Annotated in this window: 26 protein-coding genes; 4 read left to right on the top strand and 22 right to left on the bottom strand. The window is 63.1% G+C overall.

Going from position 1 to position 25579, the window contains the following annotated elements; translation table 11 throughout:
- Window positions 1-91: 91 nt before the first annotated feature.
- From GM910_RS07315 to GM910_RS07300, 4 genes are all read right to left on the bottom strand, one after another.
- Window positions 92-775, bottom strand: a complete 684-nt coding sequence (locus GM910_RS07315) for an ABC transporter ATP-binding protein (RefSeq protein WP_246225898.1) — start codon at window positions 773-775, stop codon at window positions 92-94.
- Between the two features lie 25 nt (window positions 776-800).
- Complete coding sequence (locus GM910_RS07310; protein WP_246225897.1) at window positions 801-1550, bottom strand: ABC transporter permease; 750 nt, start codon at window positions 1548-1550, stop codon at window positions 801-803.
- A gap of 3 nt (window positions 1551-1553) precedes the next feature.
- Window positions 1554-2540 (bottom strand): ABC transporter substrate-binding protein, encoded by a 987-nt coding sequence (locus tag GM910_RS07305; protein ID WP_159586860.1) that lies wholly within the window; start codon window positions 2538-2540, stop codon window positions 1554-1556.
- A 175-nt stretch (window positions 2541-2715) separates the two neighbouring features.
- Window positions 2716-3621, bottom strand: coding sequence for a choline sulfate utilization transcriptional regulator (locus GM910_RS07300; RefSeq protein WP_159586859.1), 906 nt, complete (start codon window positions 3619-3621; stop codon window positions 2716-2718).
- A gap of 115 nt (window positions 3622-3736) precedes the next feature.
- Between GM910_RS07300 and GM910_RS07295 the strand changes: the two genes are divergently transcribed.
- Window positions 3737-4678, top strand: coding sequence for a choline ABC transporter substrate-binding protein (locus tag GM910_RS07295; protein ID WP_159586858.1), 942 nt, complete (start codon window positions 3737-3739; stop codon window positions 4676-4678).
- A gap of 84 nt (window positions 4679-4762) precedes the next feature.
- Window positions 4763-6277 (top strand): choline-sulfatase, encoded by a 1515-nt coding sequence (gene betC / locus GM910_RS07290; protein WP_159586857.1) that lies wholly within the window; start codon window positions 4763-4765, stop codon window positions 6275-6277.
- Between the two features lie 33 nt (window positions 6278-6310).
- Here the strand turns inward: betC and GM910_RS07285 are convergent, their stop codons facing one another.
- The 7 genes from GM910_RS07285 to GM910_RS07255 all read right to left on the bottom strand — a co-directional run bounded on the left by GM910_RS07285 (window position 6311) and on the right by GM910_RS07255 (window position 14045).
- A complete protein-coding gene (locus tag GM910_RS07285; protein ID WP_159586856.1) occupies window positions 6311-7456 on the bottom strand; it encodes an iron-containing alcohol dehydrogenase in 1146 nt (381 codons plus the stop codon).
- Window positions 7453-8841 carry an aldehyde dehydrogenase family protein gene (locus tag GM910_RS07280; RefSeq protein WP_159586855.1) on the bottom strand — a complete coding sequence of 463 codons (1389 nt, stop codon included), beginning with the start codon at window positions 8839-8841 and terminating at the stop codon, window positions 7453-7455. The genes GM910_RS07285 and GM910_RS07280 overlap by 4 nt, the downstream gene beginning before the upstream one ends.
- 1 nt (window position 8842) lies before the next feature.
- Entirely contained in the window at window positions 8843-10210 is a 1368-nt protein-coding gene (locus GM910_RS07275; RefSeq protein WP_159586854.1) for a glutamine synthetase family protein, read from the bottom strand.
- Window positions 10211-10295: 85 nt separating this feature from the next.
- Window positions 10296-11345: a TRAP transporter substrate-binding protein gene (locus GM910_RS07270; RefSeq protein ID WP_159586853.1), complete on the bottom strand. Its 1050-nt coding sequence runs from the start codon at window positions 11343-11345 to the stop codon at window positions 10296-10298.
- A 70-nt stretch (window positions 11346-11415) separates the two neighbouring features.
- Entirely contained in the window at window positions 11416-12738 is a 1323-nt protein-coding gene (locus GM910_RS07265) for a TRAP transporter large permease (RefSeq protein ID WP_159586852.1), read from the bottom strand.
- The gene (locus GM910_RS07260) at window positions 12735-13244 is read right to left on the bottom strand and encodes a TRAP transporter small permease subunit (RefSeq protein ID WP_159586851.1); all 510 of its coding nucleotides are present in this window, start codon (window positions 13242-13244) and stop codon (window positions 12735-12737) included. Before GM910_RS07260 ends, GM910_RS07265 begins: the two co-directional genes overlap by 4 nt.
- 54 nt (window positions 13245-13298) lie before the next feature.
- Window positions 13299-14045 carry an N-formylglutamate amidohydrolase gene (locus tag GM910_RS07255; protein WP_246225896.1) on the bottom strand — a complete coding sequence of 249 codons (747 nt, stop codon included), beginning with the start codon at window positions 14043-14045 and terminating at the stop codon, window positions 13299-13301.
- 203 nt (window positions 14046-14248) lie between these two features.
- Between GM910_RS07255 and GM910_RS07250 the strand changes: the two genes are divergently transcribed.
- Window positions 14249-15124 (top strand): MurR/RpiR family transcriptional regulator, encoded by an 876-nt coding sequence (locus tag GM910_RS07250; RefSeq protein ID WP_159586849.1) that lies wholly within the window; start codon window positions 14249-14251, stop codon window positions 15122-15124.
- Between the two features lie 42 nt (window positions 15125-15166).
- On the opposite strand, the gene pqqE is transcribed toward GM910_RS07250, so the two are convergent.
- The 11 genes from pqqE to speB form a co-directional block, all read right to left on the bottom strand.
- Entirely contained in the window at window positions 15167-16312 is a 1146-nt protein-coding gene (gene pqqE / locus GM910_RS07245) for a pyrroloquinoline quinone biosynthesis protein PqqE (RefSeq protein ID WP_159586848.1), read from the bottom strand.
- On the bottom strand, window positions 16309-16599 hold the full coding sequence (gene pqqD, locus GM910_RS07240; protein ID WP_159586847.1) for a pyrroloquinoline quinone biosynthesis peptide chaperone PqqD: 291 nt from the start codon (window positions 16597-16599) through the stop codon (window positions 16309-16311). Before pqqD ends, pqqE begins: the two co-directional genes overlap by 4 nt.
- Window positions 16596-17348 carry a pyrroloquinoline-quinone synthase PqqC gene (gene pqqC, locus GM910_RS07235; RefSeq protein WP_159586846.1) on the bottom strand — a complete coding sequence of 251 codons (753 nt, stop codon included), beginning with the start codon at window positions 17346-17348 and terminating at the stop codon, window positions 16596-16598. The genes pqqD and pqqC overlap by 4 nt, the downstream gene beginning before the upstream one ends.
- Complete coding sequence (pqqB, locus tag GM910_RS07230) at window positions 17345-18238, bottom strand: pyrroloquinoline quinone biosynthesis protein PqqB (RefSeq protein WP_159586845.1); 894 nt, start codon at window positions 18236-18238, stop codon at window positions 17345-17347. The genes pqqC and pqqB overlap by 4 nt, the downstream gene beginning before the upstream one ends.
- A gap of 38 nt (window positions 18239-18276) precedes the next feature.
- A complete protein-coding gene (gene pqqA, locus GM910_RS07225; protein WP_159586844.1) occupies window positions 18277-18369 on the bottom strand; it encodes a pyrroloquinoline quinone precursor peptide PqqA in 93 nt (30 codons plus the stop codon).
- Window positions 18370-18542: 173 nt separating this feature from the next.
- Complete coding sequence (locus GM910_RS07220) at window positions 18543-19316, bottom strand: carbon-nitrogen hydrolase family protein (RefSeq protein ID WP_159586843.1); 774 nt, start codon at window positions 19314-19316, stop codon at window positions 18543-18545.
- Window positions 19316-20116: an ABC transporter permease gene (locus GM910_RS07215; RefSeq protein WP_159586889.1), complete on the bottom strand. Its 801-nt coding sequence runs from the start codon at window positions 20114-20116 to the stop codon at window positions 19316-19318. Before GM910_RS07215 ends, GM910_RS07220 begins: the two co-directional genes overlap by 1 nt.
- A complete protein-coding gene (locus GM910_RS07210; RefSeq protein ID WP_159586842.1) occupies window positions 20116-20973 on the bottom strand; it encodes an ABC transporter permease in 858 nt (285 codons plus the stop codon). The genes GM910_RS07215 and GM910_RS07210 overlap by 1 nt, the downstream gene beginning before the upstream one ends.
- Window positions 20970-22007: an ABC transporter ATP-binding protein gene (locus GM910_RS07205; RefSeq protein WP_159586841.1), complete on the bottom strand. Its 1038-nt coding sequence runs from the start codon at window positions 22005-22007 to the stop codon at window positions 20970-20972. Before GM910_RS07205 ends, GM910_RS07210 begins: the two co-directional genes overlap by 4 nt.
- 123 nt (window positions 22008-22130) lie before the next feature.
- Window positions 22131-23219, bottom strand: coding sequence for an ABC transporter substrate-binding protein (locus GM910_RS07200; RefSeq protein WP_159586840.1), 1089 nt, complete (start codon window positions 23217-23219; stop codon window positions 22131-22133).
- A 70-nt stretch (window positions 23220-23289) separates the two neighbouring features.
- Entirely contained in the window at window positions 23290-24351 is a 1062-nt protein-coding gene (gene speB, locus GM910_RS07195) for an agmatinase (protein ID WP_159586839.1), read from the bottom strand.
- A gap of 173 nt (window positions 24352-24524) precedes the next feature.
- Between speB and gcvA the strand changes: the two genes are divergently transcribed.
- On the top strand, window positions 24525-25538 hold the full coding sequence (gcvA, locus tag GM910_RS07190) for a transcriptional regulator GcvA (protein ID WP_159586838.1): 1014 nt from the start codon (window positions 24525-24527) through the stop codon (window positions 25536-25538).
- Window positions 25539-25579 lie beyond the last annotated feature (41 nt).

The raw sequence follows: 25579 nt of genomic DNA, 5'->3' as shown, positions 1-25579 counted from the left end.
GCGTAAAGAGCTGCTGCAATTGGCTATCGCCTGTTCAAGCGCCGGTCCCGGTACTTGTGTCCACTTTTACCGTTGCCGGCGAAGACGCAGCCTAAGCGCGAACCGTTTGCGCATGATTTCGGGTCAATTCGTCGAGGAATTGCTGCAGGCGGCCCCCTAAGCGTTTCGAGCGCTCCATTGGAACGGCGACATCGCCGACGATCCTGGCCGGCCGGCCGTTCATGAGGAGCAGGCGGTCTGCGAGCTGTACGGCCTCGCGGACGTTGTGCGTGACCATTAGGACCGTAACGGCGTGCCTCCGCCACAACTCGATAAGCAGTTCACGCAGGCGCTCGGCCGTATGTTCATCCAACGATACGAAGGGTTCATCCAGGAGAAGAACATCTGGCATGACGGCAAAGGCCCGTGCGAGCGCCACGCGCCGCTCAAGCCCGAGCGAAAGCTCGCTTGGGTACCGATCGAGCATCGCCTGCAGGCCGAGCGTTGCAAATAGCGGTTGGATATCCGGTGTTGCGCCGGGCGGCAGGGCCAGGCGAACATTCTGCTCCACCGTACGCCAGGGCAACAGGCGCGGTTCCTGAAACACCGCCACTGTACGGACGTTGCCCGCCGGCATGGTCACCGTGCCGGAAAAGTCACGATCGAGTCCGAGCAGAATGCGCAGCGTTGTCGTCTTTCCGCATCCCGATGGTCCGATGAGGCAAGTGAAGGTTCCCGCCTGCAACGTGAAAGCGAGGTCGCGCAGGATTTCGCTTTCCTCGCCATCAGCGGACACGAACGCCTTGCGGGCTATGCAAACGTCAAGCGGGCTTTGGCCGCCAACGGGTGAGATGGTGTTCAAGGGGCTGGACCACGCTGAACTCGATGGCGAGCATGACGATCACGAAGGCCAGAGTATAGCCGAGGATCGCCGCCACATCGAAGAGTTGGAAATAGAGGTGAATCTGAAACCCGACCCCGTTGGACCGTCCCAGCAGTTCGACGACGAGCACGATCTTCCAGATGAGAGCCAATCCCGAGCGGCCGGCGGCCGCGATAAAGGGCTGCAGTTGCGGCAGCACCACGTGTCGGATCGTGCGCATGCGGGAAAAGCGGAAGACACGCGCCATCTCCGAGAGCTTCGGATCGAGCGACCTGGCACCTTCGCGCATTGTGATGACGACATTGGGAATCTTGTTGAGTGCCACGGCGGTGACCGCAGCGACTTCCGTAAGCCCCATCCAAATGTAGCACAAAACGATGATCACCAGGGCCGGTAGATTGACGAAAATGATGATCCACGGATCGAGAATCCGGTCGACGGCACGGTTCTGTCCCATGACGATGCCGATTGCCGAACCTACGATCAGTGAAATCAGAAAGGCCGCGGCAACCCGGCTCAAGGTGACTACCAGATTGTAAAACAGCTCGCCCGACAAAGCCTCACGCGCCACGAAAAGGCCGACTTCCGCAGGGCCAGGGACGTCGGGAGAATTGACCGCCGCGGCGATAACCGCCCATAGCAGGAAGAAACCCAGGACAGACAGAAGTTTCAGCGGTGCGCGCTTCACCTGTCAGGAGCCATCGACCAGGATGGACCAGAATGTGCCTGGCGCCATCCTCTTCGCCTTGCCGACCAGTTTTTCTCCGCCTATCTCCGCCAGGACCTCGTAGACTTTCGCCGTGTCGTCTCGTTCTTCGCTCAAGGGTCGGGAAGGAATCCCTTCGCGGAAGCGGTCACGGAGCGCCTGCAGCGTCTCGTCGTCCTCGGCGCCGGTCTTCTCGCGCAGTGTCTCCCATTCTTCGTTCGAGGTCCTGAGCAGGGTCTTGGCCTCGCGCGAGGCGTCGAAGAAGGCTTTGGCGGTCTCCGTGTTCTGCGCGGCCCACCCTTCATCGAAGACATAGCCGACGGCGGAGATCGGCCCATCCGCGCCAAGTTCCATGGCTGCTTCGTTGCCTCCGATCACCTGCCGAAAGCCCTTGGCTTCAAGGCGGGCGCTGTAGTGCCAGTAATTCAGCACGGCATCCACCTCGCCCTGCATCGCCTTTTTTGCGAGAAGGGGAGGGGCACCGAACACCTGTTCGCTCTCCGCTTCCAGGTCCAGGCCGTAATTGCGTTCGGCAAGGCCGCGGAGCAGCAGCCAACCCTTGTCCAGAGGGCCGCCGGCAATGGCGATCTTCTTGCCTTTCAGATCCGCCAAGCTGCGAATGTCGGAGTCCGGCGGCACCATCAGCGTGCCGACGGATGATGAGAAGGGAACGAAGGTGTAAGTTTTGCCGCTCGCCCGCTGACGCGACACCCAAAGCCAATCGGAGACGATCATATCGACCTCCCCCGCCTGCAGCGCAACCGTTGTAGCCTGGTTGCTGGCGAGGTTCACCTGGTCGATCTGGATTCCCTGTTTCTCATCGAGGCCGTGCCGCTTGATGACATCAAGCTCCCAGTTGACGGTGCCGAATTCGAGAACGCCAATGCGGATTGTGCTTTCGGCATGCGCCGAAAGGCTCCACACGCCGGCCACCATAAGCACGGCGGCCATGATCATCGACCGTGAGCGCATTTTCTCCTCCAACGTCCCGCCCCGACAACAGCCGAACGAGCGATATCTCTTCCCTCCACGAATCGTACAGAAGGCACCCAGCTTTGAAAATAGTGCCAAAGAGCTATGCCAGGGAGCACATTGATAAGGCAGAAGATTTCCGCGCCCCAGCTCAGCGCGTCATCTGCTCAGCGGCCTAGTAGGCCGGTTTTTCCATACGTTGCGCGAGCAGCCATTCCGTCAGCGCCAGTGTCGCCCCGCTCGCTGAAGGATTGGAGACCAGCCAGTAGCCGCAGTCCTCCCGCGCGATCTCGGGACCGACGGCGACGAGGGTGCCGCTTGCCAAATGGGCATCGATCAGGCCGAGCCAGCCGAGCGCGATCCCCTGTTCGGCCAGTGCGGCCTGAATGACGAAGCCGTATGTGTTGAGGCCGAGATCTCCTTGCGCCACCTCACGCGCCAGACCGTGCGCGGCGAGCCAGGAAGTCCAGGTGAGCCAACGCGGCTTGCCGACCGTGTCGAGGTGGAGGAGCGGAGCCTTGGCGAGTGCCGCGGCATCCGCAAACGGACCGAAGCGGGCAAGGAAGCCCGGGCTGCAAACCGGCACAACGCGCTCCGGGATGAGGAGATGGGCGTCCTCCCGGAAGTCACCTCTCTTGCCGAACAAAACGGCAGCATCGGCAATTCCCTCCACACCCTCCTCGAGCCCTTGAGAGGCGACGACATGCACCTCCACCTGTGAGTGCAGGCGGCGGAAATCGGCAACGCGCGGCATCAGCCAGAAAGCGGCGAAGCCGTAGTCGGTGAAGATGCGGATAACCGGCGTTCGCGCCTTTTGCCGGATTTCGCGCGCTGCCTCGTCTATCCGCTCGAGCCCGGAATGAATGGCCCGGTATAGGGTCTCTCCCGCCTCCGAAAGCGTGCTGCCGCGGTGCTGGCGGTGAAACAGCGACGCACCGAGCTGCTCCTCAATGCGCCTTATCTGATAGCTGACAGCCGGTTGCGACAGGCCCAGCTCGTCAGCTGCCCGTGTCAGGCTGCCGAGCCGTCCGACCGCCTCGAAAATGCGTAACCAGCCAACGTCCAGGTTCCGATGAGGCATAAATGATCTCTATGGCTGCGATCCAAAATCAGCAGCTTCAAAGATAGGCACATATGGAGATTTAATGGAAGCCGGCCTGGCACACGCCCAAAGCACAAACAAAGGGGAACTCCACATGAGAAACCGTTGCTTCAGCCTCGCAGCTGCCGCCATCCTTCTTCTGAGCACCCCGGCTCTGGCAGCCGATCCGGAAAGCTGCAGGAGCATTCGTCTTTCCGACCCCGGCTGGACGGACATCAATGCCACCAACGCCATCGCGTCCGTCCTCCTCGAAAGCCTCGGCTATGCGCCGGATGTGAAGACGTTGTCGGTGCTGGTTGGCTACCAGTCGTTAAAGAACAAGGACATCGACGTTTTCCTCGGCAACTGGATGCCGGCACAGCAGAATTTCGTCGATGAACTCAATGCCGAGAACGCTGTCGAGGTGCTGACCCAAAACCTCAGCGGTGCCAAATTCACTCTGGCGGTGCCGAGCTACGTGGCCGAAAAGGGTATCGCCGATTTCAAGGACCTTGCCGCCAACGCCGAGGCGTTCGGCAAGGAAATCTACGGCATCGAGCCCGGCGCGCCGGCCAACGAGAACATTCAGAAGATCATCGATTCCGACGACTTCGGGCTTGGCGACTGGAGCGTCGTGGAATCGAGCGAAGCTGGAATGCTGGCTCAAGTGGCACGCGCGGAACGGGCGCAGGAGGCGATCGTCTTTCTCGCCTGGGCTCCGCATCCGATGAACACGAAATTCGACATCGCCTATCTCTCCGGCGGCGACGAGTATTTCGGCCCGAACTACGGCGGTGCCGAAGTCTTCACGCTGGCGCGCACCGGCTGGTCCGATGCATGCCCGAACGCCGCACAGTTCTTTCGCAACCTGCAATTCACCATCGACATGGAAAACGAGATGATGGGCAAGATCCTCGATGATGGGCAGGAGCCACAGGCCGCGGCAGCCGACTGGCTGAAGGAGAAGCCCGAGGTTCTCGACCCCTGGCTTGATGGCGTCACCACGCTCGACGGCGAGCCCGGTCTACCGGCAGTCAAGGCCGCGCTCGGTCTTTGACGGCGCTTGAGCGGAGCGCGAGCGGCCCCGATGCAATCGGGGCCGCATGTTTCAGCACACATTTCTTGCGAGAGTCCAACACATATGCAGCGCCCGAATATCCTCGTCTTGATGGTCGACCAGCTGAACGGGACACTCTTCCCGGACGGCCCGGCAGCCTTCCTGCACACGCCGAACCTTTCCGCCCTTGCCGCACGGTCGGCGCGTTTCGTCAACACCTACACGGCAAGTCCGCTTTGTGCGCCGGGGCGCGCTTCGTTCATGTCCGGTCAGCTTCCCTCGCGCACTCGGGTCTATGACAACGCCGCTGAGTTCACCTCCGACATCCCGACTTACGCGCATCATCTGCGCCGTGCCGGCTATCACACCTGTCTCTCAGGCAAGATGCATTTCGTCGGGCCGGACCAGCTCCACGGCTACGAGGAGCGGCTGACGACGGACATCTACCCGGCGGACTTCGGCTGGACGCCGGACTATACGCGCCCCGGCGAACGCATCGACTGGTGGTATCACAACCTCGGCTCCGTCACCGGCGCCGGCGTCGCCGAGATCACCAATCAGCTCGAATACGACGACGAGGTTGCCTATAATGCCACGCGAAAGCTTTACGACTTGGCGCGCGGGCATGACGAACGCCCGTGGTGCCTGACCGTCAGCTTCACCCACCCACACGACCCTTATGTCGCGCGGCGGCGCTTCTGGGATCTTTACGCCGACTGCCCTGCTCTCGATCCTGCCGTCCCACCCATCCCATTCGAGGAACAGGATCCGCATTCGCAGCGGCTGATGCTGGCAAGCGACTACAGGGCCTACAACATCACCCGGGAGGACGTACGCCGCTCCCGCCGGGCCTATTTCGCCAATATTTCCTATCTTGACGAGAAGATCGGCGAAATCCTCGATGTCCTGGCGCGCACCCGCCAGGAAGACAATACCATCATCGTCTTCCTGTCCGACCATGGCGATATGCTGGGCGAGCGCGGCTTGTGGTTCAAGATGAGCTTTCTGGAGGGCTCGGCCCGCGTACCGCTGATGATAGCGGCGCCGGGGCTTGCGGCCGGCCGCGTGGATGCGCCCGTCTCCACCCTCGATGCGGTGCCGACGCTCGCTGAGCTTGCCGTCGTGGATCTCGACGAGGTGCTGCCCTGGACGGACGGCGAAAGCCTCGTAGGGGTCGCATCGGGTGCGCGCCGTCGCGGCCCGGTGCCGATGGAATATGCGGGAGAGGGCTCCTATGCGCCTCTGGTGGGCCTGCGTGAGGGCCGTTACAAGCTCGCGCTCTGCGAGCTCGATCCCCCGCAACTCTTCGATCTTGACGAAGACCCACACGAGCGCGCCAACCTTGCAGCCGACCCTGCCCATGCTGCCGTACTGGCCGCGATGAGGAAAGCGGCAAGCGAGCGTTGGGACCTTGGCCGCTTCGATGCCGAGGTGCGGGCAAGCCAGGCGCGCCGCCGCGTGGTCTACGAAGCGCTACGTCACGGTGCCTACTACCCTTGGGACTACGAGCCCCTGCAGCGTGCGTCGGAACGCTACATGCGCAACCATATGGACCTGAACGTGCTGGAAGAGGCCAAGCGCTTCCCGCGCGGCGAGTAACGAGCATTGGCCGACAGAAATTTCCGGGAAACCTTATATAGTTTCCTCGTAGAGGGCGCGGGTGTTCTTCCTGTCCATCGGCACGGGATTGCCTCCCGCCGTAGGGTCGACCAGCGCCATTTCCACCATCTCATCGATGCGGTCGCGCTCCACGCCGAGCGCGGATAGCTTGTCCGGCACACCGAGCTCGGAGCGCAGGCTGAGCACGAAATCGTAGAAGCCGTCGAAGCCGCCGGAAACACCCATATAGGCGGCCGCCTCCGCAACACGCGCCTCGATGGCCGGGCGGTTGAAACGGAGCACCGGCGGCATGACGATGGCGTTGGTCATGCCGTGGTGGGTGTTGTAGAGAGCGCCGACGGGGTGTGAGAGCGCGTGGATGGCGCCGAGGCCCTTCTGGAAAGCCACCGCGCCCATGGCGGCGGCAGACATCATGTGGCCGCGGGCATCGAGATCGCCCGGATCGGCCGCGACCTTGGGCAGGTTCTCCTTGACGAGCCGCATGCCTTCGAGCGCGATGCCCTGGCTCATTGGGTGATAGAAGGATGAGGAATAAGCCTCCAAGCAGTGGGCGAAGGCGTCCATGCCGGTGCCGACCGTGATCGCCTTCGGCATGCCGACGGTCAACTCCGGATCGCAGATGGTGACCGCGGGCAGCATCTTCGGATGGAAGATGATCTTCTTCACGTGGGTTTCGGAATTGGTCAAAACGCCGGCCCGACCGACCTCAGAGCCTGTGCCGGCGGTGGTCGGCACCGCGACGATGGATGCAATCTTCGTGGCATCCGCCCGCGTCCACCAGTCGCCGATATCCTCGAAATCCCAGACAGGCCGCGTCTGACCGGCCATGAAGGCGATAAGCTTGCCGAGATCGAGGCCGGAGCCGCCACCGAAGGCGACGACGCCGTCATGTCCGCCGGCATGATAAGCGATGATGCCGGCGGCGAGGTTCTTGTCGTTCGGGTTCGGGTCGACTTCGGAGAAGATGGCTCGGCCAAGACCCGCTTCCTCCAGTATGTCGAGCGCCTTCCCGGTGATTGGCAAGGGCGCCAGCCCTCGGTCCGTGACGAGGAGCGGGCGTTCCATGCTGGCCGCCTTGCAGGCGTCCGCCAGTTCCGTGATGCGGCCCGCGCCGAAGCGGATGGATGTCGGATAGGACCAGTTGACGGAGACACTCATGCTTGACGCTTCCTCAGGTGGTAGGATTTGGGGCGGGTGAGGTTGTGGTAGCCGATCTCCGACAATGCTCCGCCGCGGCCGGTGTTCTTGCAGCCGGTCCAGCAGAGCGCCGGGTCCAGATAGTCGGCACGATTCATGAAGACGGTGCCCGTTTCGATCTCCGCGCCGAGGCGCTCGGCCCGCTCGGGATCGGCCGTCCACAATGAGGCGGTCAGCCCATAGGGGCTATCGTTCATCAGCGCCAACGCCTCCGCATCGTCCTTCACCGGCATGATGCCGGCGACGGGACCGAAGCTCTCGTCGCGCATGACGCGCATCTGATGGTTCACGTCGACGAGGATCTGCGGCATGAGGTAAGTGCCGCCGTCATCCTGCGGGAAAAGCCTTGGGTCGATAAGGGCCCGCGCGCCCTGCGCCACCGCGTCCCGCGTCTGGCCACGCACCTCATCGGCAAAGCGCCGGTTGGCCATCGGGCCGATGGTGGTCTCCTGGTCAAGCGGGTTGCCAAGCTTCAGCTTCTCCACCCAGGCGACCGATTTCTCCACAAAGATATCGAAGAGCGGAGAGGCCACGTAGAGCCGCTCGATGCCACAGCAGCACTGGCCGGCATTGTACATGGCGCCGTCCATCAGCACATCGACCGCCCAGTCGACGTCGGCATCCTCCATCACATAGGCCGGGTCCTTGCCGCCGAGTTCAAGCCCGAGCCCGGTGAAGGTGCCGGCCGCCGCGCGCTCGATGGCCTGCCCGCCGCCAACGGAGCCGGTGAAATTGACAAAGCCGAAATGGCCGGCGGCGATCAGCGCCTCGGTGCCCGCGTGGTCGAGGAAAAGGTTGATGAAGACATCCTCGGGCACCCCCGCCTCATGGAAGGCGCGCACGATGCGCTCGCCGACGAGCAGGGTCTGCGTCGCGTGTTTGATCGCCACCGCATTGCCGGCGATCAGCGCCGGGACGACCGTGTTGATGGCCGTCATATAGGGATAGTTCCACGGCGCGATGACGAGGACCACGCCGTGCGGCTCGCGCCTGATGGTGCGGCTGAAAAGATCCGAATTCTCGATCTCGATGGGCGCGAGCGCGCGCGCGGCAATGGAGGCCATGTAATTGGCGCGCTCGTTGACGCCGCCGAACTCGCCGCCATAGCGCACCGGCCGGCCCATTTGCCAGGCAAGCTCCGGCACCACCTCGTCGGCCATCTCGTTGAGGCGCGCCACACCCGCCTTGACGAGCGAAATCCGCTCCTCGAGTGGCCGGCGCGCCCACGCCTTCTGCGCCTGACGCGCCTTGGCGAGGCGGCCCGCCGCCTTGTCGGCGGGCATTACCGGTCGCTCGGCATAGACGGAGCCGTCTATGGGCGAGATGCATTTCAGTGTCTGTGTCATGTCATGCTCTTTCAAAACCGCGCCTGACTTCCCAATCGGTCACGCGGCGGTCGAATTCGGTCTGTTCCCAGCGGGCTGCGTGGACATAGTGATCGATCACCCCGTCACCGAACGCCTCGCGCAGCATTTTGGAGCCGTCCAGGGCCGTCGTCGCGTCGCGCAACGTCGACGGTATCTCGCGGATATTGTGCCCATGGTAGGCGTCGCCGACGAATGCCGGCTCCAGCGCGAGTTTGTTCTCGATGCCGTCCATACCGGCGGCAATCAGCGCGGCAAAGGCCAGGTGCGGGTTCAGGTCGGCGCCGCCAACGCGGCATTCCGCCCGTACCGCCTTCGTGTCGGCGCCGCACACACGGTAGCCGGCCGTGCGGTTGTCCATGGACCAGATCGCCTTCGTCGGCGCGAAGGTTCCAGGGGCGAAGCGTTTGTAGGAGTTGATGTACGGCGCCAGGAAATAGGTGATCTCGCCCGCATGGGCGAGGAGGCCGGCGAGATAGTGCCGCATCGTCTCCGACATGCCATGTTCGGCATCGGGATCGTAGAAGAGCGGCTTGCCCTCCAGCGACCAGAGCGACTGGTGGATATGGGACGAGTTGCCGGCGGCTTTATCGTCCCATTTCGCCATGAAGCTGACGGCACGGCCGTTCTTCCAGGCGATCTCCTTGCAGCCGTTCTTCACGATGGCATGCCGGTCGGCCATGGTCAGCGCGTCCGTGTAGCGGACGTTGATCTCTTCCTGGCCGGCGTCGGCCTCGCCCTTGGAATTCTCCACCGGAACGTCGGCGCCGTTGAGCCCGTTGCGGATCGCCCGCATGACCGCCTCTTCCTTGGTGGTCTGGAAGATGTGGTAGTCCTCGTTGTAGGTGCTGATGCGCTCCAGGCCGCGATAGCCTTTCGCATGCACCTCCTCAAAGCTGTCGCGGAACAGGAAGAACTCCAGCTCCGAGGCCATCATGGCCTTCATACCCAGGGCTTCCAGCCGCGCGACCTGTTTCTTCAGGACGGCGCGCGGGGAATGCGCGACCTCCGCATGGGTATGGTGGTCGAGCACGTCGCAGATCACCAGCGCCGTGCCTTCCAGCCAGGGAATGCGGCGCAGCGTCGAAAGGTCGGGCTTCATGGTGTAGTCACCATAGCCGGCGGCCCAACTCGTCGCGCGGTAGCCTTCGACCGTGAACATTTCCAGGTCCGTGGCGAGCAGATAGTTGCAGCTATGCGTCTCCTCGAACGCGCTTTCGAGGAAGAAGTCGATATGGAAGCGCTTGCCCATGAGGCGGCCCTGCATGTCGACAAGCGCAACAAGCACGGTGTCGATCTCGCCCGAGGCCGCCGCGGCTTCCAGATCTTCCAGTGTCAGTTTTCCCGCCATTCAACTTGTCCTGTTGTAGCGTTATGCGGCTGGGCCTCGAACCCGGGACGAGTATCCCGGGTCCGAGCTATCGGCCATTGTGGCGTCAGCCGTAGCGGTAGGGTGGGCCGGCCTTGCGCATGACCTCGCGATACTCGCGCAGGATCTTCACCACCCGCTCGCGACGTCCACCCTCGGCGGCGATCTCGTCCCAGAACTTTTCCGCTTCCTCCTCGACCGTCGCCCACTCGGCGTCGGGGATGGTGGTGAGTTCCATTTTGGGACCGTTGACCCGCAGATCCGCCTCGCCGGCCCAGTACCAGTGGAGCCGGTAATAGTGCGAGGAATCCATCGTCAGGCGGAAGAGCTCCTTCAGATGGTCCGGCACCTCGTTCCAGCGCTCCGAATTGGCGAAGAAGGAGCCGATCCAGGCGCCGCAGATGTTGTTGGTCAGGAAGTAGGGGGTCACATCGGCCCAGCCGACCGTATAATCCTCGGTGATGCCGGACCAGGCGATGCCGTCGAGTTCGCCGGTCTGTACGGCCACCTCGACATCCTCCCAAGGCAGTGTCACCGGTACCACCCCGAAGCGTGACAGGAAGCGCCCCGCCGTCGGGAAGGTGAAGACGCGCTTGCCTTTCAGATCTTCCAGGCTGTTGATCGGATCCTTGGTATTGAAGTGGCAGGGATCCCACGAGCCGGCCGAAAGCCAGGTGACGTTCTCCACCTCGCCGTAGGCCTCTTCCCAGATCTCGGCCAGCCCGTACTTGTAGAACAGCGCCTGCACGTCCAGCGAATAGCGGGTGGCGAAGGGGAAGTAACCGCCGAAGACCGAAACATCCACGGGTGCGGCCATGGAGTCGTCGTCCGACTGCACGGCATCGATGGTGCCGTTCTGCATGGCCCGGAAAAGCTCGCCCGTCGGCACGAGCTGGTCGGCATAGTAAAGCTCGATCTCCATCTCGCCGTTCGCCGCCTTGTTGAAGGCGTCGATGGCGGGCTTGATAACATGTTCGGCGAGCGCCGGGCCGGCATAGGTTTGCAGGCGCCAGCGGATGGGCGACTGGGCCTTTACGTATGGTGCGGCCAGCGTGGCCGAGCCGGCGGCGGCGGTCGTCAGGCCCGCCTTCTTCAGGAATTGCCTTCGGTTTTGCATGTCTTGTTCTCCTCTGGTTGCTTTTCGGTTTCGTGCCGCTTTTCTTGCCTCCTCCATTCCGTCACCTCCGTCAGCGGATGTAGTAGTGCTGGGGCAGCCACAGCGCGATCTGCGGGAACGCCATGACCATGACGAGCGCAAGGATCATCACCGCCACGAAGGGTATGATCGATCGGTAGATATCCCCCAGGCTCACCTCAGGGGGAGCCATGGCGCGCATGAGGAAGAGGTTGTAGCCGAAAGGCGGCGTCATGTACGCGATCTGGCAGGTGATGGTGTAGAGCACGCCGTACCAGATGAGATCGAAGCCAAGCATCTTGACCAGCGGGATGTAGAGCGGCGCGACGATGACCAGCATGGCCGTGTCGTCCAGGAACATGCCCATGATGAGGTAGGAGAGCTGCATCAGGATCAGCACCTCCCAAGGCGACAGGCCGAGCTGCTCCAGGAAGAAGTTCTCGATGGCCCTGACCGCGCCGAGCCCATCGAAGATGGCGCCGAAGCAGAGCGCCGCGACGATGATCCACATGAACATGCAGGAGATGGCGAGCGTCTTCCTCACCGTGGTGTGGAAGACGGCACGGGTGAGCCTGCCGCGGATGGCGGCAGCGAGCGTGGCCGAGACGGCGCCGATGGCCGAGCTTTCCACCAGGCTCGTATAGCCCATAACGAAAAGGCCCGTCATGGCCATGAAGATGAAGAAGGGCAGGATGCCAGCCGACAACAGGCTGAGCTTAACGCTCCACGGAATGCGGCGCTCTTCGGCGGAAAGCACGGGGCCGAGGTTGGGCTGAAGCCAGCAGCGGATGGCGATATAGAGGATGAACAGCCCTGCCATCAAGAGACCGGGGAAGACGCCGGCAAGCCACAATTGCCCCACCGGCTGGCGCGCGATCATGGCATAGAGCACCAATACCACGCTGGGCGGCACCAGAATGCCGAGGGAGGAGCCCGCCTGGATGACGCCCGTCACCATCACCTTGTCGTAGCCGCGACGCAGGAGTTCCGGCAGCGCGATTGTGGCGCCGATGGCCATACCGGCGACGGAAAGTCCGTTCATGGCCGAGATGACGACCATGAGGGCGATGGTGCCGATGGCAAGGCCGCCGCGCACCGGGCCGAACCAGACGTGGAACATCTTGTAGAGGTCGTCGGCGATGCCCGACTCCGACAGCATGTAGCCCATGTAGATGAAGAGCGGGAGCGTCAGCAGCGCGTACCACTTCATCAGCTTCATGGCCGAGGAGAAGGCGATCTCCGAGCCGCCGGTTCCCCACAATAGAAGCGCGAAAGCGACGGCGATGAAACCGATGGCGCCGAAGACGCGCTGCCCGGTCAAAAGCAGGCCCATCATGCCCGAGAACATGAGAATGGCGGTCATCTCGTAGCTCACGGCAGTTCCTCCCCGCGCGCTTGTGCCAAGTCGCGGAAGAACTGGGCGAAAGCCTGAAGAAGCATCAGCGCGATGCCGATGCACATGATGATCTTGACCGGCGCCATGTAGGGCGACCATGACGAGTAGCTCGTCTCGCCGTAGCGGATTGCATAGGCGGTCGAGGAGAAGCCGCCATAGAGCATGACGCCAAGATAGAAGATGAGGAACAGGATGGTGACGGTGTCGATCATCGCGCGAGTGCGCGGCCTCCAGCGCGAATAGAGGAGGTCCATGCGCACGTGGGCGTCGTTCTGCAGCGACCAGCCACCGCCGAGCATGTAATAGGCGGCCATGACGAACTGCGCCATTTCCAGGGTCCACAGCGGCGGGATGGTGACCGCCTTCATGATCGACGAGTAGAGCAGGATGCCGATCATCGCCACGATCAGATACATGGCGAAGAGGCCGACGACGCTGTTCACGCGGTCGATGAGACTGACATAGCGGCGCACGATATCAGGCATGGCAGCCCACCCGCTGGTTTCTGGTGATGCCGTCCGCTTGGTTCATCGTCCCACTCATTTCGCCACCATTTCGCCGGTCGGCGCGGCAAGCGCCTTTTGCAAGTGCCGCGCAAGGAGGCGGGCGACCTTCTCCTGTCCCGCCGCGTCGGCGATCAGGTCGTTGCGGATTTCGATCATCACGTTGTCGAGGCCGCGCGGCAGAGCCTGGTCGGCCAGCGTGTGCGTCACGCCATCCTCGGGCCCGTAGGGCTCGTTGCGCCGCACGATCCAGCCGCTTTCGCCCGTAAGCGAGGTCAGGAGTATGTCGGCCAGGCGGCGGTCGCGGTCGTGCAATATGCCGAGGCCGACATCGCGCGGGACACCGAAATAGACAGGCGTGAAGGAATGGATCGTCACGAGCGCCGGTGCGGTCGTCCCCGCGAGGCGTGCATCCAGGCAGGCAGCAAGGGCAGCACGAAACGGCTCGTAGTAGAGCTCGGCGCGACGTGTGCGCTCGGCCGCGGTCAGACCGGCATTGCCGGGAATTGTGTAGGTCTCGCTCTGCGCCGGCATGGCGTCCGCCGAGTGCGGCGGGCGGTTGCAGTCGTAGACGAGGCGCGAGACACGCTGGGCAACAAGGGGTGCATCGAGAAGCGCGGACAGCCGAAGTGCCACGGCGCGGGCACCGGGATCCCAGGCGATGTGGCTTTCCAGCGCTTCCGCGCCCAAGCCGAGATCGGTGAATTCCGCTGGAACAATGTTGGAGGCATGCTCGCAGGCCAGCACCACCGGCCCCGCGCCTTCGGCGTTGATCGTCTCCACGACCCCCGCTTCCCCGGCTCCTTCTCGTCCCACTTGCCTGCCCACCAGTGCGGCCCCTCTTGCCGAAACAGAAAATATCTTTTCATATCTATCTGCGCGGTCAAGATTAATTCTGAAATTTTTGTTACAGGCTCTTCGTAAATGTCTAAATTTTGCGCAATTGCCAATTTGGTCGGCAGCAGAAGGCGGAGGGATCGCAGGGAATGGACGGACCGAACGGGAAAACGGTGGTCGAGCGCTTGCGCGGCGCGTTTGACACGTTGACGCGCGCCGAGAGGCAGCTCGCCAACGCGCTCGTCGACAACTACCCGATGCTCGGGCTGGAGAGCATCACCACGGTGGCTGAGTCGGCGGGCGTATCGACGCCCACCGTCGTGCGCATGGCCAAGAAGCTTGGCTTCGGTGGCTTTCCCGAAATGCAGGCGACCCTTCGGGCGGAGTTGCAGGCGACCATATCCAGCCCTATCGCCAAACATGACCAATGGGCCGAGAACGCGCTGGAAGGTCACCTCCTGAGCCGCTTCGCAGACGCTGTGACGGAGAATATCCGCCAGACGCTGAACCAGATCGACAAGCGCACCTTCGACGCGGTGGCGGAGCTTCTTTCCGACCAGTCGCGCAACGTGCATGTGGTGGGCGGGCGCATCACCCGCTCCATGGCGGACCACTTCTTCACCCACATGCAGGTCATCCGCCCCGGCGTTACCCAGATCGCCTCCAATTCCAATAGCTGGCCGCACTACGTGCTCAACATGCGGCCGGGCGATATCCTCGTGGCCTTCGACATCCGCCGCTACGAGCACGACATCCTGCGCCTTGCCGAGATGGCGCGGGCGCGCGACGTGACTATTGTACTCTTCACCGACCAATGGGGCTCGCCCGCCGCCCGCCACGCCGCCCACCGCTTCCACGCACGTATCGAAGTGCCCTCGGCGTGGGACTCCACCGCCGTCATCCTGTTCATCGCCGAGGCGCTGATAGCGGCAATCGAGACCCATACCTGGGAGACGACGCGCGCGCGCATGAACGAGTTGGAAGAACTCTTCGACAGGACGCGGCTGTTCCGGAAGTTCGTGTAGCCCTGTCCCGGCCGGCAACACCGGGTATATCCGTACCGGAACCTAGGCGTCATGGGTGCGCAGGGGCTGTTTCAGCGTAGGCATCCGGCGGTAGGTCAGATCGGCGTCCCGCGTGCTGGATGCCGCCTCCGCGGCAGCCAGGAGGTCCGCGTGGAGCGTCGATTTCGAGCAGGCAGGGTCGGTGGCGGCGGCATCGCCGGCGAGCGCCATCGCCTGGCACCGGCATCCGCCGAAATCGACCGCCTTGCGCGCGCAAGACCGGCATGGTTCCTGCATCCACTCATCACCGCGGAAGGCGTTGAAGGCATCGCTGTGCATCCAGATATCCTTCAGCGGACGCTCGTGCACATTGTCGAATGTCAGCCACGGGATGGTCGGCGCCGCGTGGCAGGGCAGAACCTGCCCGTCCGGGGCAATGTTCAGGCTCGTGCTCGCCCACCCGCCCATGCAGGCCTTCGGATAGGTGGCGTAATAATCGGCGGGTACATAGTCGATGACGAGCACGCCCTTCAGCCGCCGTCGTCCCGCGTGAACGGTCTCTCCAGCTTTTTGGACCTGCTCGCGCGTCGGCATCAGCGCTGCCTTGTTCTTTTCCGCCCAGCCGTGAAACTGAACCGTCGCCACTTCGAGCCGGCGGGCGCCGAGATCGACCGCGAGATCGATCATCAGATCGAGCGTCGACAGGTTGTGTCGGTGCATGACCGCATTGATGGTCAGCGGAAGTCCGAGCTTCACGGTCCATCCGGCAACGGCGATCTTCCTGTCGAAGCCGCCCTTGTAGCCGCCATAGAGATCGGCGGTTTCATGATCGACACCCTGCAGCGAAAGCTGCACGTGGTCGAGCCCGTTTGCGGCAAGCTTTTCCAGCCGCGCCTCGGTGAGGCCGACGCCGGACGTGATCAGGTTGGAATAGAGCTCGGCGCCCGTCGAGGCGGCAACAAGTTCCTCGAGATCATGCCGGGCCGCCGGCTCGCCGCCGGAAAGATGCAGATGCAGCACGCCCAGATCGGCGGCTTGCCGGAAGACATCCACCCATTCCTGTGTGGAAAGCTCTCCGGAGCGGCGCACCAGATCGACCGGGTTGGAACAGTAAGGGCAGGCGAGGGGACAGCGATGCGTCAGCTCGGCAAGCATTGCCATCGGCACCTGGATTCGCCGGCCTGCCCGCGTTGCGGAAACCTGTGTCATGGCACATCGATCTCCAGCATCCGTCGCTCCACCAGCGATGACAGGAATGTCCTGACATCCGCTGAAATCCTCTCTCTTGGCGCATCATATTTGGCCATCAAGACGTCGATCACTTCGCCGAAGCTGCGCTCGCCGTCGACCTCGGCGAGGATCGCGGCCGCCACAGCGTCAAGCTCCAGTGTGCGTTCCGGCGCAAGCAGCAACCATGTGTCGCGCGCTTTGTCGAAGCGAGTGCGCACGCCCTTCAGAAGACGCGGTCGGGCTGTTTCCGGGATCTCTGTGGTCATTCGTGCAGCCCCTCTCCGGGGCGCCAGGCGCCGGGTGGGATGCGCCCCGGCTCTACATAGGCCGAATAGAGCGCGTCCAGCATGGCCCAGAGCACATCGGTCTTGAATGTCAGCGCCGCCGCGGCCGCCTCCTGCTTTTCGGCGGTGGTGGCATGGTCGAGCACATAGGTGAGCCCGAAGGCGACGTCCTTCGGCGCCTCGTCGAGCCTGTTGCGGAAATAGCTGATGCTGTCCTCGTTGGCGAAGTCGTAATGCTCGAGCAGCCCGGCGATGCGCTCGATGTGGATCCTGGGCGCGAAAAGCTCCGTCAGCGAGGAGGCGATCGCCTCGAGCAGGCTACGCTCGCGAACGAAGCGGATGTAAGCCTCGACAGCAAACCGTGTCGCCGGAAGCACGCCGACGGCAGAGGCGACATAGTCGCGGTCGAGCCCGACGGCGGCGGCGAGCTTCAGCCAGCGCTCAATCCCGCCAGGGCGTTCCGCACTGCCGTCGTGGTCCTCGATGCGCGAGCGCCAGATACGCCGCAGCGCCGGATCCTCGCAGCGCGACAACAGCGCGGCGTCCTTCATCGGGATGCGGCTTTGATACATATAGCGGTTGATCACCCAGGCTCGCACCTGGTCGGGCGTGCACTGCCCGGAATGAAGCCGGTGATGGAAGGGGTGCCGGTCGTGATAGCGCTCCTCGCCGATGCGGCGCAGGCGCGCCTCGAAATCCTCGCGGGACAGTCTGACCGGCTGCTGTGTCACCAGCTCAACTCCATCTGATCGTAACCGATTTCCCAGCCGGCCTCTTCGGCCGCCTTTCGCTCGGCCGAAGCCGGGTCGAGCACGGGATTGGTGTTGTTGATATGGACGTAGACCTTCCGCTCCACCCCAAGCCCGGCAAAGGCCTCGATCGAGCCCAGCGGACCGCTCATGGACATATGTCCCATCCGGGCGCCTGTCTTCTCGCCGACGCCGGCGCGCTGCATTTCATCCTCGCGCCAGACAGTGCCGTCGAAGAAGACCAGCGGTGCGCCGGCGACCCGCTCGGCCAACTGCCGGGTCATCTTGGCGCAGCCGGGGATGTAATAGGCCTTCGCATCGCCGCCGATTTCCACACCAGCCGTCTGTTCGCCTTCGATATCCGTCTTTACCTCGCCGGTTTCGGCATAGAGCGGTACTTTTCCAGGTACCGCAAAAAGTCGCGCCTTCACATCGGGAAGAAGCTCGAATTCCTCTTCCAGCCCGACACATGTCTGCTTGACGCAATCCACATCGAGCGCACGGAAAACCGGGTTGGCTGCGAGAATGTCGGCAATTTCGCGTGTGACGAGGAGCTTGAACGGCTGCTTTTCCCGTAGGGTCAGCAGGCCCGCGATATGATCGAGGTCGCCGTTCGTAATGAGGACGCTGACTATCGGCGACGCCCGCAGACCCGTCGGATGCAGTGCCGGCGTCAGGTTGATCTGCTCGCGAATATCCGGAGAGGCGTTCAACACAGCCCACCGTTTGCCGTCCGCCGATACCGCGAGGGAAGACTGGGTCCGCGGCAGAAAACCTTCGACGTTTTCACGGACGGCCCTGCAATTGCGGCAGCCGCAATTCCATTGCGGAAAGCCGCCGCCCGCTGCCGCGCCAAGCACGACAGCGCGCATTGGTAACGTTCTCTTTTTGATTGCCGTGTGTCTGCTACTTAGAACTGCGGATCGCCGTCATCGGCGGGGGCATAGCGGCAGATTTCCATGCCGCATTCATATTCCCGGATCGTCGGTGTCGACCACGTCATGAACGTCTCCTCCTGAATGTTCCTCGCCTACGAGTTTCATGAAACTCGGCCGATATTAGAGGTGGAGAACAGGTCAGCGTCAAGGACGGGGAGCCAGTACTTTGGTCCTGCCAGAACTGTATCGGACCGTGGTCAGGCTGGCATGGAAATGTCCGCGGGAGGAGGATCGAAGCCTAAAGCCGCAGGTCACGCAGGTAAGGATTGGCTGCCGCCGAGGCGGCGAAATCCTGCGGCCGGATATCGGCGAAGAGGAGTGTCTCGGACGTCTCGTCAGCCTCCGCAAGCAGGTTGCCATCGGGTGCTGCAATGGCGGAAAGGCCGGCATAGGAGAATAAGTTATCGGCGCCGCAATGGTTGGCATAGGCGACGAAAACCTGGTTCTCGAAGGCACGGACGGGGATCATCTTTCGGGCGATCAGTTCGGCGTGGTCGCTGGCAGGTAGCGCCGTCGGCACGGCGACGAGCTCTGCGCCGGCTTGTGCCAGCCGGCGGACGTTCTCGGGAAACTCGACATCATAGCAGATCAGGATACCGATCCTGAGGCCACCATGCTCCACGATGCAGGCCGAGGGCGGCTCGGCGGCGAACAGGTCGCGCTCGTAATCGCCGTAGAGGTGCGACTTTCGGTAGATCACCGGCTCCTTCCTTCCATCGGCGAATACGGCACTGTTATAGGTTGAGCCTTCCGCCGCCTCGGCGAAGCCTGCAAGGATGGCTATCCTTACCTCAAGTGAGATCAGGGTCAGCTTTGCGACGACTTCACCGCCCGGCGGCTCGGCCAAGTTGCGCATGTCGTCTCCGGAGCCGTAACCTGGCAGTGCGAGCTCTGGCGCAACCAGCAGTTCTGCGCCGCCTGCCGAGGCTTCGCGGGCGGCTTTCTCGATACGGGCGAGATTTGCCGCCTGATCGGCCGCGACCGCCTTCATCTGGAACGCGGCGATGCGCATCAGCTTTCGTCCGAAGCCATTGCCCCGAGCAGCCGTGGCAGGTCGCCGAAGCGGGCGATCAGCGCGAAGACGACGGCCGCGATCGCCACGAAGAACACCGAGACCGAGGCCATGGTCGGCGTATAGCCGTAGCGCAGCGCATTGAAGATCTTGATCGGCAGTGTCTCCATGGTGAAGCCGACGGTCATGTAAGCCACGATATACTCATTGAGCGACAGCACGAAGGCGAAGGCATAGCCGGAAACGAGATAGGGCAGGATCAGCGGCAGGACCACCGTGCGCAGCACGAGGCGGTCGTCTGCGCCCATGGTCGCGGCGGCCTCGACCAATGAACGGTCGATCGAGGAGAAGCCGAGCGAAAGCGTGACCAGCGGCAGCGTTACGAAGAAGATCGCGTGGCTGATCACCGCCGTCCACGGCTGGCCATAGAAGCCGATCGTCGCCCAAAAGGTGAGCAGGCCGAGCGCTGTGATGACCGGCGGCAGGATGAACGGGGCGACGCCGAGCAGGCGAAAAACGTTGGCCCAGGGCGCGATACGCCGCCACAAGAACCAGGAGAGCGGCAGCGCGATCAGGACGGCGAGCGCCGCCGAGAGCGCGGCGAGAAGGACCGAGGCGACGAGCGCGGCACGCCAGCCTGGATCGGTGAAGATCTGCTCGTACCAGGCCATGGAAAAGCCCTCTGGCGGGAACGTCAGCGACTGCTTCTCGTTGACCGAGACACCGGCAACGATGATCAGCGGCCCCGCCAGAAAAAGCGCAACGACGGCAAAGCCGAGCCTGTGCAGGAATGTATCCATCATGCAGTAGCCTCCCGACGCCCGCCGACGAGCAGCGTCAGCCCCACCAGCGCCAGCGAGATCAGAACCAGGAACACCGCCATCGCCGCGGCGAAGGGCATGTTGGACTGGTAGATCGCCTGGTCGGTGATGAGCACCGACAGCGTCCAATGCTGCGGTCGCCCAAGGATCTGCGGCAGTAGATAGGAGCCGAGCGCGAAGACGAAGACCATGATCAGCGTGGCGACGATCGTGTTCCTGAGCGCCGGCACGATGATATTGATAAAGCCGCGCAGCGGGGAGGCGCCCAGCGTGCGCGCAGCCTCGAGAAGTGTCGGGTCGAGCCGGACGAGCGCCGGGTAGAGGACCAGGATCGTATAGGGCAGCGCCTGGTAGACCATGCCGGTCAGTACCGCTCCGAAGCCGGGCAGCAGGGCCTGCGGCTCCGACATCAACCCGGCGGCTACGAGGAGATTGGTGATGCCGGCCGTGCGCGAAAAGAGCGTCGACCAGGCAAAGCCGATGATGACCTCCGAGAGTGAGAGAACCGACAGCAGACAGACGAGCCACACAATCTGCACACGCCGCGAGGTCTTGGTCAAAAGGTAGGTGAAGGGGAAGGCTATCGCGACACAAATGACGGCGACCATGATGGCGAGCATCAGCGAGAAGCCGAGTACCCCGCCGAAGAAGGCGCTCAGGAAGCGCCCGTAGTTGTCGATGACGAAATCGGGCGTATAGAAGCCGCCCTGCTGCCGCCTGAAGAAGCTGACGGCGATCATGGTCGAGAACGGGACCACGAAGAAGATGATCAGCATGATGGCGGGAAAGGCCAGGGGCGTGTAGTCGGCGATCGTGCGGGGCGGTTCACGTCTCATTGCTTGAGCACCACGCAGCTTTCCGCCGGCAGCGTTACCCCGACCTCGGTACCCGCCTCGATGTCGCCGCGCTCGCGAGGCGTTGTCACGGCGACGATCGTCGTGCCGCCGACCTCGACGAAGGTTTCGATGGTGCCGCCGAGGTCTCGGACGAAGGTGACCTTGCCGCGGAAGGCGCCGTTTGCGCTTCCCGCCAGATGCACATCCTCGGGACGGATGGAGACAAGGCCCCTGGCCATCCCTTCGGGCAGCGAGAGGCCGGCGATGGGCTGCCCCAGGGTAATGGCACGGCCGGCTCTGTCCGCTTTCACCTCAAGCAGGTTGGTCGAGCCGATGAAGTCGGCGACGAAAGCATCGGCCGGCTTGCGGTAGATTTCGATCGGAGACGCCGCCTGCCTGATGCGCCCTTCGCCCATCACCACCACGAGGTCGGCCATGGTCATGGCCTCGCGCTGGTCATGGGTCACCACGATGGTGGTGATGCCGAGCTTCTGCTGAAGTTGGCGCAGCTCCACCTGCATCGCCTCGCGCAGCTTGGCGTCGAGGGCCGAGAGCGGCTCGTCGAGCAGGAAGAGGCGTGGTGAAAGCGCCAGCGCCCGGGCAATCGCCACGCGCTGGCGCTGCCCGCCGGAAAGCTTTGATACCGGGCGGGCGGCATAGCCGGGGAGATGGACGAGGGCGAGGAGCTCCTCGACGCGCTTTCTCTGCCCATTCTTGTCGACGCCGCGGATTCGCAGCGGATAGGCTATATTTTCTCCCACAGTCAGATGCGGAAAGAGCGCCAGCGACTGGAACACCATGCCGAGATTGCGCTTGTGCGTGGGAACCGGCGTCATGTCCTCGTCGTCGAGGAGGATGGCGCCGGCCAAGGGTTCCTCCAGCCCCGCGATCATGCGCAGGAGCGTGGTCTTGCCGCAGCCCGAAGGCCCGAGCATGCAGACGAAGGTGCCGTGCGGCACGGTGAGATCGACATCGTCGACCGCGGTGAAATTGCCGAAGCGCTTCGACAAGTCCTTCAGATGCAATCCCGACATGAGCAAATCCACCATGAGGGCCGTACCGCCGTCGCTTCCAAGAAAAGCGGTGCGGCGGCCAGGAAGTATGATTCCGGACGGAAGCACATGCGCCCGGCTCGTAGGCGGCGACCCCCAATCACGTCACCCGACGATCATCTCCGTCCACTTCTGGTTCAGCCAGTCGGATTTGCTGGTGTAAAGGTCGTAGCGCGGGATGATCGGGTCGATCTCCGACGATACGGCCGCGAATTCCTCGTCGGTTAGGTCGAGCTTGTCGCGCTTCAGCGTGGGGGCTGTGCCGACCTTGCGCGACATGAGGCTCTGGATCTCCGGCCGGCTCATGTAGTCGATGAAGATATGCGCCTCCTCGACCTTGTCGGACGCCCGCGACAGCACCCAGTTGCCAGAATCCTGAATGCCGCCTTCCTTGGGGAAGGTCGAGCGCACCGGGAAGCCGTCGGCGGCGGCAAGCCCCGTGACGTCGTGGTAGTACTGGCCCATCGGAATCTCACCCGACTTCAGCGCCTGCTCGAACTGCGCCTCGTCGCGATACCACAGCCGCACGTTCGGCTTGACCTCGGCAAGCTTCTCGAATGCTTCGATCTGGCCTTCTTCGGTATCGAGCGCATCCGTTCCGCCCATGAACGTCTTGGCGGTCACCTCGAGCAGGAAGGAGTTGGACACCAGCGCCAAAAGGCCGAGCTTGTCCTCATTCGCAGGATCCCAAAGTGCTGCCCAGGAGTCCGGCGCCTCGGGATAGACATCGGTGTTGGTGACCAGCGTGATGTACCACGCAACCGCCCCGATGCCAGCGACGCGGCCATCGGGATATTTTGCGACGAAGGGTTCGAGCAGGTCATCGTAGTTCCCGATCCTGGCGGGGTCGAGCGGTGTCCACAGCTCGGTTTCCTGGCCTTTCAGCGTCGATGTCTGGGACATCATCGAAAGATCGGCCGGCGCCTGCCCGGCGCGGGCGGCCTGCTCGAGCTGCACCAGCCACGCCTCGCCGGTCGGCTCGGCGACCGATTCTACCGCAATGCCCGTCGCCTTGGTGAACTCCGGGAAGATGTTTTCGTCGAAGGAGTCCTTGAAATAGCCGCCGTAGACGCCGACCTTTAGCGACCTGTCCTGTGCGCGCAGAATGGAGGGCATTGCAAGCATGCCCACGCCCGCCACGCCCACAGTCAATATCTTGCGTCGGCTAACGCTTGTCTTATGAAGTTCCTTCATCTTCGTTCTCCTGTAGAGGGCCGTGTTTTTCCGGCCGGTTCCCTTATTTTTATTATAGCACTTATCAGCCTTAGCCCGACTTGCCGGCTATGGTCGGGCTGAACACCATCAGGCTGAGAATCTCGAACAAGACCTGCGCGCCGGCATGGGCGGTATTGGCGGTCGTATCGTACTGCGGCGCGACCTCGACGACGTCGCCGCCGACCAGGTTCACGCCCTTCAGGCCGCGCAGGAGTTCCAGCACCTCGCGCGTGGTAAGTCCGCCCACTTCCGGTGTACCGGTACCTGGCGCGAAGGCCGGGTCAAGGCTGTCGATATCGAAGGAGAGGTAGGTTGGGCCATCGCCGACGATCTCTTTCGCCTTCTCGATGATCGCCGGGATTCCTATTGAGGAAATCTCTTCGGCATGGATCACCGTCATGCCCGACTCGTAGGAGAATTCCCACAGATATTCGGCAGCGCCCCGGATGCCGATCTGGATCGTGCGGGTCGGGTCGAGCACGCCGTCGAGCACAGCGTTGCGGAACGGTCCGCCGTGATGGAACTTGGTCTGGTCGAAGGCACCGCCGGTGTCGCAGTGCGCGTCGATATGGATCATGCCGACCGACCGCTTGCCGCCGACCACCCTCAGGATCGGGTGAGTGATCGAATGATCGCCACCGACCGAGAGCGGCACGACGCCCGCGTCGATCATCCTGCCCACGTAGCGCTCGATATCGTCGTGGCATTGCTCCAGCCGGTAACGGCTGGCGAAGGGCACGTCGCCGATATCCGCCACGCGCAGGTCGAAAACGGGAGCGCAGTCGAGCACGTGGTTGTAGGGACCGATGCGCTCGATCGTGCGCATTGCGCGCGGTCCGAAACGCGAGCCTGGCCGGTTGGTCACACCGAGGTCCATGGGAATGCCGAGGAGAGCAATCTGAAGATCGCCGAAATCGGGATCGGCGGCGTCGATCTGACGGTAGGGGGCTGTCAGGAAAGTGGGGATGCCGGCATAGGGCGCGAGGCGGGTTCCGGTCTCGGAGAAAATCTTGTCGGCGACACGGCGGAAGCGCGGATCGAACAATTCTCCGCCGTGGCTTTCGCTGTATTTCTTCCTGAGCGCTTCGAGCTTCTCGTGATGCCAAGCCATCCAGTCCGCTCCTTGCCTGCCTTGGCCGACGGGTGACTATCATCGGAGGTAGGGCGTGCCCGTTCGGCCAACAATCTTTTCAAGATTGCTGAATGCTGATGCAGCGGAGTTGAAAATGCAATTGAGATTGTTATAGGGCTTTATGTGAGGAAATCTAACAATAAGGCCAACCGGTGGCCAAGCGCCTGCCTCCGCTCAATCCCCTGCGCGCCTTCGAGGCGGCGGCACGGCACGGCTCGCTGACGAAGGCAGCGGGAGAGCTGCACGTGACCCACGGCGCGGTGAGCCATCAGATCCGCGCGCTGGAAGCCTCGCTCGACGTCAAGTTGTTCGAGCGGGCGGGGCAGCGCCTGAAGCTGACGGCGCATGGCGCGGAACTGCTGCCGGCGGTTTCTTCCGCCTTCGAGGAGATAGCGGCGGCGACGGCGCGTATGACGCGGCCGACAACGTCCGGCACGTTGTCGCTCACTTGCGTTCCCGCACTGCTGTCGTTCTGGCTCCTCCCGCGCATCGGCAGCTTCATCGCCCGGTACCCGGATATCCGGCTGACGCTCGATGCTTCGAACGATCCCGCCAATATCTTTTCGCCCGACGTCGATGTCGCCATCGTCTATGGCGATGGAAGCTGGACCGATTGCTGGCTGAAACTGTGGACTCCGCTCGACCTCTTCCCCGTCGTCAGCCCGACGCTCATCAACAACCGCCCGATCCGCACCATCCGCGACATGAGCAACCATGTCATGCTGCATGGTGATGACGGGCGGGAGTGGCATACCTGGCTCGCCGCCGCCGATGCACTGGACCTCAGGCCCAGTCAGCAGCTTTTCCTGTCTGATGCCCGCCTCGCGGTCGAGGCGGCAGTGCACGGTCACGGGGTCGCGCTCGGCGATACGATGACGGCGGCCAGTTTGCTGGCGAAAGGGCAACTCGTCGCCCCGTTCAATTTGGCGGTGCCGGCTGTCGATGCCTTCTATGTCGCCTGTCGGAAGGATCTCAGGGCTGCGCCGATCGTCAACGTGTTCATCGATTGGCTGTTCGCCGCCCTGCAGGAAGACAACGCCCGCGCCGAGCCGCAGGCCTCCGCCCGGCGGGCCATCCGCCCCGTGGCGGGCAAACCCGCCGGATCGATACGCATTCCACAACCGGCGCCGCGGCGTCCTGCAAAGCTCAAATCCGTAAGGAAATAGGCAATCGCGCCCCTGCCGGTGCCCAATCCGCGCGATGGCCG

This window comes from Chelativorans xinjiangensis (genome assembly GCF_009812055.1).
GTDB classification, from domain to species: Bacteria; Pseudomonadota; Alphaproteobacteria; order Rhizobiales; family Rhizobiaceae; genus Chelativorans; species Chelativorans xinjiangense.
The sequence above is the reverse complement of the archived record's forward strand: the minus strand, read 5'-3'. Positions and strand labels throughout refer to the sequence as shown.